Below are 19,389 nucleotides of genomic sequence, written 5' to 3'. Positions count from 1 at the left end.
ATCCCAAAGGACGAATCCTTTAACACCCTATTGCTTGAGTCGCTTGCCTTGATATTCGGTGATTTGTCACCAACATCAGCAAGCGCCCACATGAATTACCTGATCAAATTGTTAAAGAGCTAGTCGATGAGGCCGTGCCCCGTTGACGTGTGCGTATACTACCCGATCCACCGCTAGGGTCAACAGTGATTTGAACATTTATGACTAAAAGTCGTTAAAGATTAGGGCTCACCCTGCACGCACTATAAAGCAATGCAAGATTTGATCTGGGTCAAAACGGCTACCCCCCTCTCCCATAAGCTTACAGATAGTGGACGTTGAGGCTCTTCGCACGAAGCCCAAAACGCCGATTATAAAAGCGAGGGAGATTAAACATGACCATAAAAGCCACCTTACTACCCGCACTGGCGGCCAGCAGCTTTCTTGCTGCAAGCTTAGCCATGGCTGACGATGGCTTGGAAAATTACCGCCAACGTTTCGAGGCACTGCCTTACCTGCCACCAATCCCTGCGGACAACTCATTAACAGAGGAGAAGGTAGAACTCGGTAACATGCTGTTCTTTGAACCACGCATCTCGTCGAGTGGCGTTATCAGCTGTGCCACCTGCCACAATCCAGCGCTAGGCTGGGCTGACCGAATTCCCCGCGCTGTTGGCCACGATGGGCAGGTCGGTGAACGTAATACCCCCACCGTGCTGAACAGTGGCTTTTTGGGATCACAATTTTGGGATGGCCGAGAGCCTGATTTAGAAGGCCAAGCACTGGGCCCTATTGAAGCACCGGTGGAAATGGCGATGGATCTGGAAATGGCCCTGGAGCGGCTGGTGGGATTCGAGCTCTATCAGGAAAAATTCAACGCCGCCTATCCTGATCAAGAAGAACCTATCACCGATGATAATCTGGCCCACGCGTTAGCCGCTTTCCAACGTACGCTCAATACACCCAACTCACCTTTTGATCGTTACCTACACGGTGATTTAGAGGCAATTAACCAACAAGCCAAAGACGGTATGGTGGCTTTTGTTGATAATGGCTGTATCGCCTGCCATCGCGGTCCTGCTTTAACCGATAGCCAATTTCATGCGATTCAGGTTCCAGGCTCAACCGATTTAGGTCGTTACGTAGTCACCGAAGAAGAGAGTGATAAGTACCGTTTCAGGACACCTACGCTGCGCAATGTGGCGGTGACGTATCCATATATGAATAACGGAGCGACTGAAACACTGAAAGAAGCGGTCGCTATAATGGGCAAAGAAATGCTCGGACGGGAGTTTGATGATGACACTATTAGTGCTATTACCGCGTTTCTCAATACACTAACCGGTGAAATGCCTGATTTTGACGTACCTGCATTGCCCTGAACTATCGTTTTAATCCGACACTTAAAACTATCGCCTCAATGCGAACAACCGCCTGATCAGCGCGACCAAGCGGTTTGATGTTATACAGCAGCCAAACGAGCCAGCAACTCTTCGCGACGCTTTGGAGTAACAAAAGCTTCTTCAATAGCATTGCAGGTTAGCTGACGAAATACCGCTTCATCCCAACCAAACGCCTCGGCGCAAGCAAGGTGATTGGTCAGCATCCCGCCTCCAAAATAGGCGGGATCATCCGAGCTAATCGTTACCTTGAGCCCTTCAGCCAACAGCTTAGGAAGCGGATGATCACGCAGATCTTCCACCACCTTTAAACTCACGTTAGAAAGTGGGCAGACCGTTAATACAATTTGCTCGCTGCGCAAACGTTCAACTACCTCATTACTTTCCAAACACCGCACACCATGATCGATACGTTGAACATCAAGAAGATCCAGGGCTTCTTGAATATATTCTGCTGGGCCTTCCTCTCCTGCATGGGCCACACGAACAAGGCCAAGCTGCTTAGCGCGCTCAAATAAATCCACAAACCCAGCAGGCGGATTATTTTGCTCAGCACTGTCTAAGCCGATCGCATCCAGCAGCTTCCAATACGGAGCCGCTTGCTCCAGGACATGTAACGCCTCCTCAGCAGGGCGATCACGTAGAAAAGCCATAATCATGCCGATAGAGAGATCGAGAGTTTCTTCAGCTTCCTGCTTGGCTTTTAATAATCCCCCCATGACCACTTCAAGGGGAACGCCACGTTGCAGATGCGCCTGAGGGTCAAAGTGCATGTCGATATGAACAACACCTTCCTCCCGCGCACGCTTGAAATAATCCATCGCCAGGTCATAAAAGTCTTCTTCATTACGAAGCACGTTCATGCCTTGAAAATAGAGGTTTAGAAACCCCTGCAGACCGCTGAAATGATAAGCATCTTTAGCTTCTTGAACAGTCGCATAAGGCAAATCAATGCCATTGCGCTGCGCTAACGCAAACATTAATTCTGGTTCCAATGAGCCTTCGATGTGCAAATGGAGCTCTACTTTGGGAAGGGCGTGTAAAAATTCTTGCATGGAGGGCTCCTAGCTGCCTTATCAATTAATTAATGTCATTCATTATCGATTATTTCAGCGGGCATTGGCTAAGTTTACCGGCATCTAAATGCCAGTGGTACTCGATCCCAGGCAATAGTTTTAGCGAACTCACTTGATGTAGAAAGAAGATAGCCGTTCGATTAATCAGCCATTTATCCAAGGAAGCCGCAATATGCTTAGCTGTCGCTGAATCAACACCAGCAAACGGCTCGTCTAGAATCACGACTTGAGGGTTACCTAGCATAAGACGCGCTAGAGCTAAACGCCGGCCCTGACCACCCGAGAGCTGATGGCCTTTCTCCCCCACCGCTGTCGCCAAACCTTTTGGCAACTGCTCAACCCAACTGTCCATCGCTACCGCCCTCAAAACCTCCCAAAGCATGACATCGCTAGCGGTAGGGTTAGCAATGCGCAAATTTTCAGCTATAGAAGCATCAAAAAGGTCTACCTGCTGGGTGAGCATGGCAAAGTGATGAGCACGGCTTTCGGTCGAAAGTTGCAACGATGGCACCCCGCCGACCATCGCCTCTCCCTGCGTCGCTTTTAAGCGCCCCATTAACAGGCTGGCTAAAGAAGATTTACCGGCTCCGGAGTTGCCGGTTATCACCGCTCGCTTTCCGGCGGGCAGGTAAAACTCAACCTTACTTAACGCGGGCCCAAGTGTATGGGCATAGCGCAGAGAGAGCTGATTCGCCTGAATATCTAGGCCGCGCCCTTCTGGTAGAGTAGCAGAGGCCTTACTTGCCGTTGGAACATCGGCTAATTCATTTAAACGTTGAACCGCAGCATGGCTCGCGCCTAGCTTTATAAAGCTAGCAGGTAGCGTAATAAACGCCTCATTGGCTCCCAGTGCTATCAATGCAGCCATCACCAAAATAGGCCCCGCTACCAACTGCTGACTAAACACTAGGCTAGCCAACCACACGACTGCGACTACCATGACGCCGCTAACAACACTCACCACGCAATTTAATAGCGCAGTCTTACGCCCTAATCGGCGCGAGTTGCTAAACGCCTGCCGCTCTTGACTGGCGATAAGCGTACGGTGCCACTCGGCCGTTTGGTAACTCATCAACTCAGCCGAGGCCTGCACCTGGTCAACCACTAAACGACGCAGCAACTGCTGATCAACCACCTGCTGATAGCTTTGCGAAAACCCCCAAACAGCAGCCAAGAGTGTTGCTACTAGCCACAGCACGCCTAGTGTCAACGCCATCAGAACGGCGACGCCGGGCAACCAAATAGCCACAAAAAGCGAGACGGCTACCACGCCGAGCAGCGCAACTAACGGTGGCACCAAGAGCCGGAGATAAAAGTTATCCAGCGTGTCGATATCCGCCGTTAACCGGCTTAGCCAATCGCTGGCACGCTCACCATGCAATCGGGCATCGTCGAAGTGGGTTAAATAACCAAATACCCGATACCGCAAGTCAGCCAGTAGCGTTAGCACCGTATTATGGTTATACAGCCGCTCAACATAACGGGCGACGGTACGCGCCAAGGCAAAAAAACGAATGCCACCGCCGGGCACATAAACATCCAGTCGCGCTGGAAGGCCTAAGGATAGCGCGATCCCTGTCAACGCGCTGGCAGTAATAAACCAACCCGACAGGCCCAGCAGCGCCAGTCCTGCCATCAGGGTGATCCATACCAGCAAAGCGCCTAACAAGAAGCGCCTGCGCCTCCGAACTAGAAGCAGCAACCAAGGGCGGAATTCACGGTAAGTCCCCATCATGAGACCACCTCTACCAGCTCGCCCTTCTCAAAAGCAAAGTGACGATGAGCAACGGCGATGACGGCGGGGTGGTGAGTAGCGATCACCAGCGTTCGCCCCTCTTGCGCAAGCTCAAGTAGAGCAGTCATAACGAACTGCTCTGTCTCTTGATCTAAACTCGCCGTGGGTTCATCTAACAGTACCAGTGGAGCATTACTGAGATAAACGCGGGCAATTGCCAAACGCTGAGCCTGCCCCCCCGACAGTCCAACTCCACGCTCACCAATTAATGTATCTAGGCCTTCGGGCAGTTGGGTTAAAAGAGCCCCAAAACCTGCGCGCTGAAGCGCTGCAACCATTTCTTCACGAGAAGCGTCAGGAGCTGCTAAGCGGAGATTATCAATCAAGCTTCCGTGCAGGAGACAAGGCTGCTGATCCAGCCAGGCATAATGGCTATTCACCTGTCGCCAGTACTCTCCCGCACTGGGGGCGATAAAGTCCGCCAGCAGCGCCAACAGTGTCGACTTTCCGCTACCGGAGATACCGCTAATCGCCACCACCTCCCCCTTTTGAATAGTGAGAGTGATCGGGCCTATTACTTGCCCTCGGCTGGGATAAGCAACGCAGGCAGCCGTTAATTCGATGGCTGATCTTTCCGACAGCGGAGGCAAATGACGATGACCGCTCACCAAGCTTGGCTGATTAAGTATATTCACTACACTTTCGGCGGCACCGAGTGCCGCCGCGCGATCATGGTAGTGCTGAGAAAGCGTACGAAGAGGCTGGAAAAACTCGGGAGCGAGCAGTAGCACCGCTAAGCCAGAAAAAAGCGTCAGTGACGAAGATGGCCCGTACTCGATATAGCCCAACAGGCCAAAACCGACATACATGGCCACCACTGCAATCGCGACTGAAGAAAAGAACTCGAGGACGGCAGAAGAGAGAAAAGCCAAACGCAAAGTACGCATACTCAGACGCCGATATTCGTCGGTGGCATACCAAACATCCTGCTGTGCGGCGAAGGTACGTCCAAATAGCTGCAACGTCGTCATACCACGCACCCGATCAATAAAATGCGCAGACAATCGCGATACCGCAACGAATTGGTCACGGTTAAGGCGTTCCGCCCCCATACCGACCAACGCCATAAAAAGCGGAATAAGCGGTGCAGAAAGCAGCAGGAAAAGTGCCACCAAGTAATCAAGCCAGCCTGCCACCGCCAAGATCAACAGTGGTAAACAGAACGTGATACGCAGTTGAGGGTAAAAACGCGCGAAATAACCCTCTAGCGTATCGATGTGTTCAACCACTTGACTGGCTAATGAACCACTATGCTGACTGGTAAGCCAAACGGGACCTAATGCAGATAATTTATCGAGCAACTGAGCTCTGGCACGCTGACGTATTCGCAGGCTCGCTTCCAAGCTCAGCGTTTCATGCCCCCACTGAAAGGCGGCGCGCAAAAGCACACAGCCCACCAATAGAGAAAATATCGGCAGTAAAGACATTGGCGACTGGTCGTGAATTACCAATTGATCAATAAGCCAGGCAAGACCCACTACTATCACAACCGTTTGACTACCTGCCAGTACGCCGCAAAGTGCAGAGCCTAGCAGACGTTTACGCTCTCCCCTGGCCAATGTTTGAAGCCAACTGCGCGGCGAAAGGGAGAGCGTTTCTTCAGTTACCATGAATCAGTGATATCCCTCGCCTACACGCACCTTGCCGCGGAATACCCAGTAGGTCCAAGCGGTATAGGTCAATATAATCGGAATAACAAACACCATTCCCACCAGTAAAAACAGCTGTGATTCAGGCGAAGAGGCTGCATCCCACAGCGTATAGTCTGGCGGCACGATGACTGGCCATTTACTTACAATTAGACCTAAATAGGTAAAGACATAAATACCAATAGTCGCTAGGAAAGGTACGCCTTCACGACGCTTTTGAACCGAACGAAAGACGATAAAAGCACAGATCAGTGCAGAGACGGGGAAAACCCAAATTAGCTGAATATTACCGAACCACCGCTCCCACACTAGTGGATTGATGAACGGCGTCCATAGGCTGATCACGGCAAAAACAAACAGCACCAGCGCCAGCAGCATTGGGGTAATTTTGTAAGCCCAATCTTGCACATGGCCTTCTGATTTAAGAATTAACCAAGTGGCCCCCAACAGGGCGTAGCCTGCCATTAAACCAAGCCCGGTCAGCACTGAGAAAGGCGTCAGCCAGTCAAAGGCGCCGCCTACATAGGCGAAGTTTTCCACTGGAAAGCCTTGAATATAAGCCCCGACAACAGCTCCTTGAGCGAATGCGGCGATAGCCGATCCCCAGCAGAAAGCGCGGTTCCACCAGCGCCGATTGCGCCTGGATTTAAAACGGAATTCAAAAGCTACGCCACGAAAGATCAAGCCCGCCAGCATTAAGAAGACGCCGATATATAAAGCCGGCAAGAAAACCGAATAAACCAGCGGGAAAGCGCCCAACAAACCAGCCCCGCCTAGCACCAGCCATGTTTCGTTGCCATCCCATATCGGTGCCACTGAGTTCATCATCACATCGCGGGCATCTTCATCAGGAGCAAAGGGGTAAAGAATCCCCAGCCCCAAATCAAATCCGTCCATCAACACATACATCATGATGCCGAAACCGATGATAAAGGCCCAAACTAACGTCAGATCAAACATTTCCATGTCTAGCTCCTCACCGGGTCAACGTCATCGTCAAAAGGGGTATGCGCAGCAGACATTGGGCGCATGGGCCGCTTGAAGTTCTCATCGGTTGTATCGCGCTCTTCTTCAGGCAGCATACCGTTGCGCACCACGCGCGTGAGGTAATAAATGCCCGCATAAAACACCACGGCGTAAACCAAGATATAACCAATCAGAGTAAATAGCGCCATAGGGCCCGTTAGTGAAGGCGTTAAGCCTTCGGCATGCGTCATCATTCCATAAACGAGCCAAGGCGCACGACCTGACTCAGTCACGATCCAGCCCGCCAAGACAGCGACAAATGGCATAGGAATCATGGCAGTCAAGCCTTTTAAAAATAGCCGTTTATCAAAGATACGACCTTTGATGCGTAACACTAATCCCGTTAACGCCACTGCAATCATGAGTAGGCCAATCCCTACCATGACTCGGAAGGCCCAGAAAATGATCAGCACTGGCGGCTGCTCTTCAGGCGCCGCCTCGCTAATCCCCGGCACCTCCCCATCAATAGAGTGGGTCAAGATGATGCTGGCCAGATTAGGAATACCCAGCTCAAAGTGATTGGTTTGCGCATCTTGATCAGGAATAGCAAATAACAACAGCGGCACATTGCCGGAGGTTTCCCAATGCCCTTCCATCGCAGCCACTTTAGTCGGCTGGTGCTCTAACGTATTGATGCCATGGAAATCGCCAATAACGGCCTGGGTAGGTGCCAAAAACAGCAACAGCCAAAGGCACATTGAGAGCGCACGGCGGTTAGCTTCTGGGTCCCGGTCACGCAACAGAAACCATGCGCTCACCCCTGCGACAACAAAGCCACCTGTCAGGAAGGAGGCAACGGCCATATGCATAAAGCGGTATGGGAACGACGGATTAAAGATCGCCTCTGTCCAAGAGGTGACGTGGAAACGGAAGTCGATCAGCTCTACCCCTGCCGGCGTGTGCAGCCAACTGTTAGCCGATAGGATCCAAAAGGACGAAATAAAGGTGCCCACCGCCACCATAATGGCCGCAAAGAGGTGGACGCCTTGAGGAACCTTTCCACGCCCAAATAGCAGCACGCCCAGGAAAGCCGCTTCTAAGAAGAAAGCTGTCACCACTTCATAGCTCAGCATAGGGCCGAGGAAATTCGAGGATGCTTGTGAAAAATTGCTCCAGTTAGTACCAAACTGGAAGGACATCACAATGCCAGACACCACCCCCATGCCAAAGACAACGGCGAACACCTTTGTCCAGAAGAGCGACAGGCGGTCCCAGGCTGGATTTTTCGTTTTGAAGAACAGCCCATGAAGCAGCGCAATGTAGGACGCCAGACCAATAGTAAACACGGGGAAGATCGCGTGAAACGACACAACGAATGCAAATTGCAATCGCGATAATACGAGCGGATCAAGTTCCATTTCACTCTCCTAAGGCCTGAATCGACATTCCATCAACGAGTTAACACAAGCTTAGTTGAGCCTTAATGGCAGCGCACTTTTAGTTATAAGCACTAAGCTTATTTCTTAACTATGTTAATTTTTTAAACATATTATATATTAAGTTCCCATCATACATTGACAACCTAACACCCAAGATGGGTCGCATTGACGCACCAAGCACCATAGCGCTGCGCTATTAGGAACATACGTCTAACGAGACATAATAACGACGCTTACCATATAGCCGGTGTACGCGACAAAAAGCGCCAGCAATATCCCACCTTCCAAACGATTAATGCGCCGTGGGCGACCACGCCAAGAAAACGCAAATAGAATCATCAGCAGTGTCATACCCGTCATCACGCTCCAGTCGCGCACCAATACTTCCCGACCTGCTTCAATGGGCGCAATAACCCCCGCTAGGCCAACGACCGCCAAGCTGTTAAACAGGTTAGAACCGACCACGTTGCCCAACACCATATCGTGTTCTTTCCGACGCAGAGCGCTAATAGAAGAGGCGAGTTCCGGCAGCGAAGTACCAATAGCGACGACGGTTAGACCAATAATCAAATCACTGACACCGAAGCGAACCGCAATTTCAACCGCCCCCCACACCAATAGACGTGAACTAGCGATCAAAAACAGCAGCCCTACCAGGGTCCACATAATGGATTTACCCCGGGACATCGGTTTGCTATCCAGGGTCTCAGCTACTTCAGATACGATTGCGTCGTCAGGCTGACTACGTGAGCGAATAATACTAACAACGATAAAAGCCACTAATGCCAGTAAAAGACAGACAGCTTCCCAGCGTGCTACAAAACCGTCCAGCAGCATCAAGCCAGTCACCAGCATGACTAGCATAAGTATTGGCATTTCTTTACGGATAACGCTGGAATGAACGGCTAATGGCGAAATAAGCGCTATTAGCCCCAGTATTAAGCCAATATTAGCAATATTAGAGCCGTATGCATTACCTACCGCCAGCCCTGGGTTACCATCTATTGCCGCCAGCACCGATACCATCATTTCTGGGGCCGAGGTACCAAAACCGATGACAAGCATCCCAATCAACAGCGGCGAAAGCCCAAGCCAACGCGATGTGGCTGCAGCGCCATCAATAAACTTTTCAGCACTCCAAACCAATAATATCAAACCAAACACAACCGCTAATGTGGGAAGCAGCATTTCATTTCCTTCATGGCATAATGAACGGCACTAATTTCAACGTTTTGTAGCTTAGCGCACCCTCATAGCGAGGGCGCCAAGATGATTTTACTAGCAACGCTAACCATCACGTTGCGACCTCTTGCTGAGGAGCTATCCTGGCAGAGAAGCAACCGGCAGTGCTGTTCATCCGCCGCCACTCGCCATTGCGCCGCAGCATCGTTGTCTAAACTGATGCCATGGTCAAGCGGCTTGGCTATGTTTTTGAACATTATTTCAGTGACATAAACTTGCTAAAATGTGTAATTAACAGCTTAATTCGCCACATCCTAGTAGTTTAGCTAGGTATTCGCACTGAGAGTTTTGGTTTTTGCCTCCACAACGATTGATAAAGCGCCGCGCACTACCGGTTAACACCCCCCTTGTTGACCTCATGCCGCCTGAGACTCGAACTCAGCGAAGGCGTTTGCGCGCCTGTCATGAATGTGACTGGGTATCCGCACTACCACCACTCAGCTCTGGTGAAAGAGCAAGCTGCCCAAGGTGCTCGCATGTATTAGTCAAACGCCATCGCTACCCTGCTCAGCGCAGCATGGCGCTCGCCATCGCATCTCTCATTGCACTAATGGTGGCCGTCTCATTTCCTTTTATTAGTTTTACCGTTAGCGGGGTTAGCAACCGCATTGAGTTAACCCAAACCGCCACTGCCCTGATTGGCTTTCATCAACCGCTCGTCGCAATCGCCATCATCATGACCATAGTGGTATTGCCAGCGGTATACCTGCTTGGCGTGCTTTGGCTCCAGTTTGGCCTCTTGCGGGGTCACCCTCTGCCTTTTAGCCGCGATATAGCCCGCTCATTAGCGCATTTAACGCCATGGATGATGGCCGACGTATTTATTATTGGCGCCCTGGTAAGCCTGATCAAAATAGCGGGCCTAGCCGATGTTGAGCTAGGTATATCCTTTTGGGGTTTTTGCGTGTTTGCACTGCTACTACTGATGACCACTCAATCTATCGACGCAGATTGGATGTGGTTCTCGCTAGAGGGAGAACCCCTGGCCCCCGACGGCACTCAAACTGGAATCCCTGCCGCTGGCCAAGGGCTAACTGGCTGCCCCACCTGCGGGCTTATTAATCGTCTATCGCCACAGGGCCGAGGACATTGTATTCGCTGCCATGAAAAGCTTCACCAGCGGTTACCGCATAGCTTACAGCGCACATGGGCACTGCTGGGCGCCTCCGCGATTATGTACATTCCTGCTAATGTTTACCCTATTATGACCACCACAAGCTTGGGCAACTCTTCACCATCAACCATCATAGGCGGTGTCGTTCAACTGATACAGATGGGCTCCTGGCCAATTGCAGCCGTCATTTTCATAGCCAGCGTTATCGTACCAGTCGGCAAATTAGTTGCCTTAACCTGGCTTTGCCTAGTCGTTAGACGCAGCAGCGTCTTGAATGCCCAAAGCCGTACTCGGCTTTATCGCTTAACGGAATTTATCGGCCGCTGGTCGATGGTCGATGTTTTTGTGGTCGCTATTTTGGTGGCGCTGATCCGCGCAGGATCATTAATGTCAATTACACCAGGTCCAGCTGCACTCGCCTTCGGCTCTGTGGTTGTGTTAACCATGTTGGCGGCGATGACATTTGATCCACGCTTAATATGGGATACATCACCTCCCCATAGAAACTCTCTTCGCCACTTTCTTCTTCGCCGTAAAGCGGCCACCAAGGAACCTGTTGATGGCTAATGAAACAACTCCGCCTACTTCCAACCAGGCTAATGCTGACTCCGCCAGCGAACAGGATTTAAATAAGGCCAAGACATCGCGTCAAACGCGCCTTTCTCCTATTTGGGTAGTGCCTATCGTCGCCATTGCGATTGGCTTATGGCTGGTATATGACAACTACTCCAGTCGGGGCACCCAAGTCACGCTTACCATGGATAATGCAGAGGGCATCGAAGCGGGCAATACACTGATCCGCAGTCGCAATGTTGAAATTGGTCGTGTACAGAGTGTGCGTCTATCCGATGATCTCTCTCATGCAGTATTAACCGCACGCATCCAGCCGGAAGTCGAGGATATGCTGCGCGAAGATAGTCGCTTCTGGGTGGTTAAACCGCGCATTGGGCGTGAAGGGATTAGTGGCTTGGGTACCGTACTATCCGGCGCTTACATTCAGCTTGAGCCCGGCACTGAAGAAGCACCTAGACGCGAGTTTCCTGTCAGCGATATCCCTCCCGTCGCCCCGGCCGGGCAGGCAGGCCTGCGACTAAGCCTAACCAGCCAACTGGGAAACTCCCTTCGCGTCGGCGACCCGGTTTCCTATCAGGGCTACACCGTGGGGCGCATTGAAGAAAATAGCTTTGAACCTGATTCACGCACTATGCAGCATCAGGTATTTATTGAAGAACCGTATACCGACTTAGTGACCGACAGCACACGTTTTTGGACCTCTAGTGGTATTGATTTTCGTTTAGGTGCTGATGGTGTACGCGTTAACGTCGAATCCATTGAAGCCTTACTCGGCGGCGGCGTTACGTTTGGCGTACCTGAAGACCTACCTATGGGGCAGCCAGTCGAAGCCAATACGCGCTTCACCCTTTATGCTGATGAAGATGCGGCACGAGAAGGCACCTTTAATCGTTACTTAGAGTATGTACTGCTGGTAGATGAAACGGTTCGCGGTCTTTCAAAAGGAGCCCCTGTAGAGTTTCGCGGGGTGCGAATGGGCACTGTTGCCGCCGTGCCCTGGAACTTTACCGCTCCTCAGCCTGACTCGCGCGCGCGCTTTGCAATTCCTGTCTTGATACGGATTGAGCCGCAGCGCCTGGGTATTGAAAATAGCGATATTAATCTAGAAGAGTGGCAAGCTCGTTTCGAGCGCATGTTTGGTCTGGGGCTTCGCGCGTCACTCAAAAGTGGCAATCTGCTGACAGGCGCACTGTTTGTCGACTTAAACTTCCAACGAGACCCTGCCGACGAGTATGTCGCTGAACGATTCTCTGAGCGCGACGTATTCCCTACGGTGGCGGGCGGGTTTGCGCAGATTCAAGCACAAGTGACCGATTTGCTTGAGAAACTGAACAGCCTTGAGGTTGAGCCGTTACTTGCTGGCTTGGATCGTAATTTGCAGGCCTCTGAGGATGTTCTTAATGAAGTACGTGAAGTAAGTGCTTCTCTCAATCAGCTGCTGAATGATCCGGAGACCCAGGCGATTGGTGGCAACCTAAACGGGACTCTTGAGGAACTACGTAGCACGCTGGAAGGGCTGTCTCCGTCATCGTCCGCTTACCAAGAGCTCACCACTGCCATCGAACGACTGGATCGCTTAATGCGTGACTTGCAGCCACTTACCCGCACGCTTAACGACAATCCCAGGGCTCTGCTGTTTGATAACCTGGATGCCCAAGACCCCATTCCGCGCGCGCCACGTGATTAAGGAGCCCTCCATGCTTATAGGGACGAGTATGACGAACTGGATCAAGTGTTTACTGCTACTAATGATCTGTGCACTGGTAACCGCTTGCGCCAGCAGTGTTACTCCCCCTGCGCGCTATATGCTACCGAGCGACACTGTGAGCAGTACCACTAACCAGCCAGAGGGTACACTCGTACTGAGTAGCCCTCGACTTGCGCATTATCTTGATGTTGACGGCATAGTGATGCAGTTAGACGATATTACGCTGAACGCGGCACGTGAGCATCAGTGGGCGGAAGGGTTGGATAGGCAGTTAGAACGCCGCATGCGCGCCAATTTATCGCAAGCGATGCCCACGCTCAGGGTGATGCGCGCAGAGGGCGAACCCGCTAACGCATTGACCCTGCGCCTTACTGTTGATCAATTCCAAGGCCGTTTTGATGGTGTCGCCGTCGCGAGTGGCCAATGGCAATTAGTCAACAGTGCTGGCGAACTGTTGGTAATGGAGAATTTCTACTCGGAGACACCGCTTGAAACAGATGGCTACCCAGCGCTCGTGCGCGCTCTGAGCGAAAGCTGGGATCAAGCCGCCGAGCTTATCGCCAATGAAATACGCCAAGGCAATTATTTTAATTAATTCAAGGCTTACTAACCACGGTTTGCTGAACTACGCTAAATATCAGCCTTCTCAGGAATGTTCTCATGATAGTTGAAACGAACAACACTGCTGAATTGCCCGCTGAACAACTGCGCGAGGCGGTCAATGCGTTAATGCAGACAGTGACCTCCCTGCTGGAGGGAGAGGCGACACTCGCAACCCTTGAAACAGCATTGCATAGTCACGACGCTCTACTCGATCAGTTAGCCATTCACTCGCTCGACGCGTCAACGCTAGCCGCGCTTGAGCGTATTGAGCAATTTATTACGCTGCACGCGGGAAATTACTATCAAACCACCTGCGCCGAGCTCGATAACAAACAAAAAAATCGTTTTATTTCTCTTTTTGCACGACGACTACTCGCCCTTGATGGGTTGGGACCGGCGACGGCACAACAACTATTTCAGCTAGGCGTATTCACACCCGAGCAATTTTTTGGGTTAACACCTGGCGAGCTTGCCCAGATGCAATTACCGCCCGCGACATTAGCTCGGTTGATCCCTCTTCATGCCCAGCATTCACAACTGACACAAGAGAGCTAAACAGGCTGGCATCGTATATTCGTGTTACACTGCTCGGCTAATTACTGATACGTAAGTTTTCTGATGTGCCCGTGCACATCAGTCTCAGCATTTCTTAGCGCTGTAATCTTCACGTCTCCTTTCACGGTCATCCACGGCTAACTAACGACCATCGCGGCATGTTGAGATATCTGGCACACTTCGCTGCCGCGAAGGTCAATCAACCTCGCTTTTTGAACATTACATCTAGTGACAATAACCACTTACCGGTATTAACTCACTAGGTGATTGCGGAGAACGCATGAGCTTTTCTGAACTTGGCCTGCACGCCGATTTATTACGCGCTGTCACAGCGCAAGGTTACACTGAGCCTACCCCGATACAACGACAGGCTATTCCCGTTGTACTTGAAGGCCGCGACATGCTGGCCAGCGCCCAAACCGGCACTGGTAAAACCGCTGGTTTTACGCTGCCAATGCTGCAACGCTTAAACACCGGCAAACGACCTGGGAAACGTCAGGTACGTGCACTGGTGCTAACCCCTACCCGTGAGCTTGCCGCTCAGGTAGGCGAAAGCGTGTCGACCTATGGCCAGCATCTGGCACTACGCTCCCACATTATTTTTGGTGGCGTCGGCCAACAGCCTCAAATCGATGCACTAAAAGCCGGTTTGGATGTACTGGTTGCCACCCCAGGCCGCTTGCTGGATCTTCACCAGCAAGGGCATGTGGATCTCTCCTGTGTAGAGATTTTAGTGCTTGATGAAGCCGACCGCATGCTGGATATGGGCTTCATTCATGACATTAAGCGCTTGCTGCGTCTGGTCCCCAAAAAGCGCCAAAATCTGCTGTTCTCGGCGACGTTCTCTAATGAGATCCAGACCCTGGCACAACAGCTGCTGGATAATCCGGCGATGATTGAAGTAGCGCCGCGTAATGCTACTGCCGATAAAATTGAGCAGGCGATTTACCGTGTTGATCGCGAGAAGAAACGTGAGTTGCTGGCCCACTTGATTCAGCAAAACGGCTGGTTCCAGGTGCTGGTATTTACGCGCACCAAACATGGCGCTAACCGCCTTGCAGAGCAGCTCTCCAAGCAGGACATCCCTTCCATGGCGATCCATGGCAATAAAAGCCAGGGAGCTCGCACTCGCGCGCTAACGGCATTTAAGAGCGGTGACCTGCAGGTACTCGTGGCCACCGATATCGCTGCTCGTGGACTGGATATCAATGAGTTGCCCCACGTCGTCAATTTTGACCTACCCAACGTGGCGGAAGATTATGTCCACCGCATTGGCCGCACCGGTCGTGCTGGCAGCAATGGCGAAGCCGTTTCATTGGTGTGTGTCGATGAAGATGCCTTGCTAGGCAATATTGAGCGGCTAATCAAGCAGAAGCTAACAAAGCACATTGAACCTGGCTTTGAGCCCGACCCCAGTATCAAACCTGAGCCCATCGAAAATGGCCGACGCAATCAACGTCAGCCTCGCGCTAAACGCAAACCCGAAGGCCAGAGTGCCAATACCGGTGGCGAGCGTAAACGTCGCGCGCGGCGCTAGCTCAGAGTGCAGGAATATGCGAAGGTGTCGTTTTTGCATATTCCAAGCCGCTGTTTCCAGCAGCTATTTTAGCCAATACTTTTCACGGAGTGATTATGGCGTCTTCTCAACTGATGGCCGAGTACCGCCAATGGCTGACGTTTCAACGTCAAGAGCAGCTCAGCCGCGAACATCAAGGGATCGTACAGCGCTTAGAGGACGCCCGGGCGTCGGCTAATCAGGTGGTACAGGCCTATCGCAGCATGGCTGAAAAAGCGTCGGTTGAAGGCGCCTGCTACCGCACGATTTTCTTACGCCAACGGGATGACAACCACGCACTTCCCTGCGAAGGCTGGCTATTTGTGCGCCGTGTGCTTAGCGAAGGCAATAGCACTCGTGTACGCGTTACCTTGCTTGAAACCTTTACCCTTGAAGATGGCATCTTGGCGCCAGGCGATAAACCTGCTCGCAAGCTTACTTTAGAAATATTTGACCAGTTGAATATGGATAAAGGCATGCGCACAAACGTCAGGGTCGACTGTCTGGACACTCCCCAGGACTACCACTTCATTACGCTACTCGATGCCGTTCGCGGAGACTTGCGTCCCCACCTTAAGTAAATACTCGTATGGCAACGCGTCGCTCGATTACGTTTATTTTGCTGATGGTTGTGGTGGGGCTTAATTTACGCCCCGCCATGTCTTCGGTTGCCCCATTGCTTACTCGCCTGCAAGAAAGCGCGGGGCTTTCCGCTACTGCTGCGGGGCTACTCACCACACTCCCAGTACTGTTTTTAGGCCTCTCCGCCCCACTTGCCCCTGCCCTGGCTAAACGCATAGGCAGCGAACGGGCGCTGAGTGCGGCACTGACACTGCTGGCTGCTGGGTTGATTTTGCGTGGTTTACCCCTCCCCGGTGGACTCTTTATCGGCTCAGCAATGGCAGGCTGTGCGATCGGCATTGGCGGCACCCTGCTACCGGCCCTGGTTAAGCGTGAACTCCCCGACAGCGCAGACCTGCTCACCGGCTTATACACCATGGCGCTCTGCTTAGGTGGCGCGTTAGGAGCCGGGTTTAGCGTCCCATTAACGCAACTGCTCGGCAGTTGGCAGGCGAGCTTGATGAGCTGGTCATTGCTGGCGCTATTCGCGCTGGTGCTGTGGCACTTCCAAATGCCCCGCACCACAATGACAAGCACGCCTACAGCGCGCAAAAGCGGTATTTTACGGCTTCTTAAACAACCGCTCACCTGGCACGTTATGCTGTTCATGGGGATTCAATCATCCATGGCGTACATCGTATTTGGCTGGCTGCCTACACTGCTGGTTGATCGCGGTTATAACGAGGCCGATGCGGGCTGGACCATGGCGATTTCTATTATGTGCCAGCTTGCCTCGGCACTGAGCGCCCCCTGGCTTGCACGTATGGGACGTGATCAGCGCCCCGCGCTATTGATTGTGCTGCTTAGCACCGCCCTTGGTCTGTGGATGCTGCTGATCGCGCCACTAATATGGAAATGGCCAGGCGCTGCACTACTGGGTATCGGCCAGGGCGGCAGCTTTAGCCTGGCGCTAAGCCTGTTAGTCTTACGCACAGCCAACTCGCGCCTTGCCGGTCAGCTTTCTGGGCTCGTTCAGGGCGGGGGTTATACATTGGCAGCACTAGGGCCTTTTGGTGTGGGGATTATGCTGCAATCGGGCGCCAACACATCACAGATAGCTTGGCTGTTAATCGCACTGATCACGGTTTGCTGTGGCTTCGCGCTACTGGCGGGCCGCAATCAGCGATTGGATGACCAGAGCGGCGAACTTGTGATACAGCGTGTAACGCCCACTTTCTGATTAACAGTTTTCGCATAAAGCCCCAGGAGATGGCGATGCCCCCCTACTCCCCTCTAGCCGACAGTGTTCCCACCCAAGAGCGCATTTTAGTTATTTACACGGGCGGCACCATCGGTATGCAACAGCATGCAGAAGGACTTGCGCCTGGCGGCGACTTTACAACTCGCATGGCGACGGCTCTTAACCAGTTACCACTTGCCCAACAGCAATTACTTCCACCTTACCAGGTCATCAGCTACGCCACGCTGATTGACTCAAGTGCGGCTACTCCGCTCACTTGGCAACAGCTCGCCCGTGATATTAACGACCAGTTAACGGCCTACGCCGGTTTCGTGATTATTCACGGCACCGATACACTCAGCTGGACCGCCGCTAGCCTTGCCTATCAACTTCAGGGCTTAGATCGACCAGTGGTCGTCACGGGCTCAATGTCGCCCTTGGAATCGCCCGGCAGCGATGCCTTGGACAATTTGCACGGCGCGCTGCAGTTTGCTGCTAAGCCTGAACTCCAAGAGGTGGCTATTTACTTTGCAGGGCAATTACTGCGGGGCGTCCGCGCCATCAAGCAGCATAGCGAAGCAGCCAACGCCTTTGCCAGCCCCAACTACCCACTGCTCGGCGAGCGCGTAGGCGACGATTTTGTTTATTACCCCAGCCGCGGGCTTGGCCTGCAACAGCGTGGCGCACCGCGTTTCGAGCTCCCCGACTACCGACTGGTCAATCAGGGAGAGATCGTTCGCATCGCTCTTTGGCCGGGCATATCAGCTTGGCAGTTGGACGCCTGGTTGAGCGATTCGCGGGTTAAAGGGGCGTTACTTCAGCTTTGGGGCGCTGGCAACCTCCCTGGCGACCCCAGTGTGCTGGACGTTCTCGCCAGGGTCAGGGGGGAAGGCAAGCTGCTCGCCGCCATTAGCCAGTGCCCACAGGGCAGTGTCCACCTGGGTGCTTACGCAGCTGGGCATGGGCTGAGCAATGCAGGTGTACTCGCAGGCGATGATATGACGCCAGAGGCGGCTTTCACCAAGCTGGCTCACTTACTGGCCCAGCCACTCGCGTTAGAAGACCGGCAACAGCTCTTTTTGACGTCGCTAGTCGGTGAACGCTAGCAAATCAAAGCGGTTGAATAGTGGCGTAGGCTGAGAATCCAGCTATGTTATAAGAAGTCTTTTAACCGCTTGAAGGAGCAACAAATTATGGAAAAACCGGTACACCATTTCAGCGAGCTATTCGAGCAATTGGGACTGGCATCTGACGCAGATTCAATCGAGCGCTTTATCCAACGCAACGCCCCGCTCCCAGAAACGATGCCGTTGGCTGAAGCCCCCTGCTGGAACGAGGGTCAGGCAGAATTTCTAAAAGAAGCGGTAGAGGAAGATGCGGATTGGGCAGAGGTCGTCGACCACCTTGATGCCTCGATGCATAAAACTCAATAACTCATCGGTTTGATCAACACCACGCCGCCTAGTGCGGCGCTATCGATTTAACCGTGCCTCAACGCGTTCGAGAATCTGACGGCTGACTTTACTGACTAGCGGCTTGGCCGCTTTGTTAACGGCTTTCTCCATTAAGCGGTTGCGAATTTCATAGCTTAGCGTCAACGCCACTTCGGTACCTTCTGGCACTTCGCGAAGGCGATAGCGGCCCTGATTCTTGACGCCATTCAGCGACTCCCAGGCAAGCACATTGGGTGGCTGAATCTCGGTAACCATGACATCAAACGCCCAGTCCATACCCACAGCGCGTACGTGCCAGCGATAACGATTTTCGCCCAAGGTCTCTATTGACCGAATCAGATCCGAGTAATCGGCAAAATCCTCGACGCGGCGCAATAGATCAAAGACGCGTTCCGGCGGAGCGTTAATGATTTCACTATGTTCAATCGTTGCCATTGGTTCGCCTCTAACAACATGGATGGTTAGCGTAGCATGTTGATA

Annotated in this window: 17 protein-coding genes; 10 read left to right on the top strand and 7 right to left on the bottom strand. The window is 52.4% G+C overall.

Annotated features, from left to right (window positions below; translation table 11 throughout):
• Window positions 1–374 precede the first annotated feature (374 nt).
• The gene (locus tag HZS80_RS20220; protein ID WP_035557588.1) at window positions 375–1,361 is read left to right on the top strand and encodes a cytochrome-c peroxidase; all 987 of its coding nucleotides are present in this window, start codon (window positions 375–377) and stop codon (window positions 1,359–1,361) included.
• Between the two features lie 80 nt (window positions 1,362–1,441).
• Here HZS80_RS20220 and HZS80_RS20215 read toward each other — a convergent pair whose 3' ends face one another.
• The 6 genes from HZS80_RS20215 to HZS80_RS20190 all read right to left on the bottom strand — a co-directional run bounded on the left by HZS80_RS20215 (window position 1,442) and on the right by HZS80_RS20190 (window position 9,492).
• Window positions 1,442–2,434 (bottom strand): adenosine deaminase, encoded by a 993-nt coding sequence (locus HZS80_RS20215; RefSeq protein WP_179917124.1) that lies wholly within the window; start codon window positions 2,432–2,434, stop codon window positions 1,442–1,444.
• Window positions 2,435–2,483: 49 nt separating this feature from the next.
• Window positions 2,484–4,190 carry a thiol reductant ABC exporter subunit CydC gene (gene cydC / locus HZS80_RS20210; protein ID WP_179917123.1) on the bottom strand — a complete coding sequence of 569 codons (1,707 nt, stop codon included), beginning with the start codon at window positions 4,188–4,190 and terminating at the stop codon, window positions 2,484–2,486.
• The gene (gene cydD, locus HZS80_RS20205) at window positions 4,187–5,860 is read right to left on the bottom strand and encodes a thiol reductant ABC exporter subunit CydD (RefSeq protein WP_179917122.1); all 1,674 of its coding nucleotides are present in this window, start codon (window positions 5,858–5,860) and stop codon (window positions 4,187–4,189) included. The genes cydC and cydD overlap by 4 nt, the downstream gene beginning before the upstream one ends.
• A gap of 3 nt (window positions 5,861–5,863) precedes the next feature.
• Entirely contained in the window at window positions 5,864–6,865 is a 1,002-nt protein-coding gene (cydB, locus tag HZS80_RS20200; protein WP_035557579.1) for a cytochrome d ubiquinol oxidase subunit II, read from the bottom strand.
• Window positions 6,866–6,867: 2 nt separating this feature from the next.
• Window positions 6,868–8,283 carry a cytochrome ubiquinol oxidase subunit I gene (locus tag HZS80_RS20195; protein WP_035557576.1) on the bottom strand — a complete coding sequence of 472 codons (1,416 nt, stop codon included), beginning with the start codon at window positions 8,281–8,283 and terminating at the stop codon, window positions 6,868–6,870.
• A 231-nt stretch (window positions 8,284–8,514) separates the two neighbouring features.
• Window positions 8,515–9,492: a calcium/sodium antiporter gene (locus HZS80_RS20190; protein ID WP_035557573.1), complete on the bottom strand. Its 978-nt coding sequence runs from the start codon at window positions 9,490–9,492 to the stop codon at window positions 8,515–8,517.
• Between the two features lie 412 nt (window positions 9,493–9,904).
• On the opposite strand from HZS80_RS20190, the gene HZS80_RS20185 reads away from it, so the two are divergent.
• The 9 genes from HZS80_RS20185 (at window position 9,905) to HZS80_RS20145 (ending at window position 18,888) form a co-directional block, all read left to right on the top strand.
• Window positions 9,905–11,227 (top strand): paraquat-inducible protein A, encoded by a 1,323-nt coding sequence (locus HZS80_RS20185; protein WP_246362371.1) that lies wholly within the window; start codon window positions 9,905–9,907, stop codon window positions 11,225–11,227.
• Complete coding sequence (gene pqiB / locus HZS80_RS20180; protein WP_179917121.1) at window positions 11,220–12,920, top strand: intermembrane transport protein PqiB; 1,701 nt, start codon at window positions 11,220–11,222, stop codon at window positions 12,918–12,920. The genes HZS80_RS20185 and pqiB overlap by 8 nt, the downstream gene beginning before the upstream one ends.
• Window positions 12,921–12,930: 10 nt before the next feature.
• Window positions 12,931–13,536: a PqiC family protein gene (locus tag HZS80_RS20175; RefSeq protein WP_235272544.1), complete on the top strand. Its 606-nt coding sequence runs from the start codon at window positions 12,931–12,933 to the stop codon at window positions 13,534–13,536.
• Between the two features lie 65 nt (window positions 13,537–13,601).
• A complete protein-coding gene (locus HZS80_RS20170) occupies window positions 13,602–14,099 on the top strand; it encodes a helix-hairpin-helix domain-containing protein (protein ID WP_179917120.1) in 498 nt (165 codons plus the stop codon).
• Window positions 14,100–14,379: 280 nt separating this feature from the next.
• Entirely contained in the window at window positions 14,380–15,636 is a 1,257-nt protein-coding gene (locus HZS80_RS20165; RefSeq protein WP_035557561.1) for a DEAD/DEAH box helicase, read from the top strand.
• A gap of 95 nt (window positions 15,637–15,731) precedes the next feature.
• Window positions 15,732–16,235 (top strand): hypothetical protein, encoded by a 504-nt coding sequence (locus HZS80_RS20160; RefSeq protein ID WP_035557558.1) that lies wholly within the window; start codon window positions 15,732–15,734, stop codon window positions 16,233–16,235.
• Window positions 16,236–16,243: 8 nt separating this feature from the next.
• A complete protein-coding gene (locus HZS80_RS20155; protein WP_179917119.1) occupies window positions 16,244–17,455 on the top strand; it encodes an MFS transporter in 1,212 nt (403 codons plus the stop codon).
• A gap of 29 nt (window positions 17,456–17,484) precedes the next feature.
• Window positions 17,485–18,561, top strand: a complete 1,077-nt coding sequence (locus tag HZS80_RS20150) for an asparaginase (protein ID WP_035557552.1) — start codon at window positions 17,485–17,487, stop codon at window positions 18,559–18,561.
• 87 nt (window positions 18,562–18,648) lie between these two features.
• Window positions 18,649–18,888 carry a DUF2789 domain-containing protein gene (locus HZS80_RS20145; protein WP_035557549.1) on the top strand — a complete coding sequence of 80 codons (240 nt, stop codon included), beginning with the start codon at window positions 18,649–18,651 and terminating at the stop codon, window positions 18,886–18,888.
• A 39-nt stretch (window positions 18,889–18,927) separates the two neighbouring features.
• On the opposite strand, the gene HZS80_RS20140 is transcribed toward HZS80_RS20145, so the two are convergent.
• A complete protein-coding gene (locus tag HZS80_RS20140; RefSeq protein ID WP_035557546.1) occupies window positions 18,928–19,344 on the bottom strand; it encodes an SRPBCC family protein in 417 nt (138 codons plus the stop codon).
• Window positions 19,345–19,389 lie beyond the last annotated feature (45 nt).

This window comes from Vreelandella glaciei (genome assembly GCF_013415125.1).
GTDB lineage: Bacteria > Pseudomonadota > Gammaproteobacteria > Pseudomonadales > Halomonadaceae > Vreelandella > Vreelandella glaciei.
Note: the sequence above shows the minus strand (reverse complement) of the source record. Positions and strands in the feature narration are given on the sequence as shown.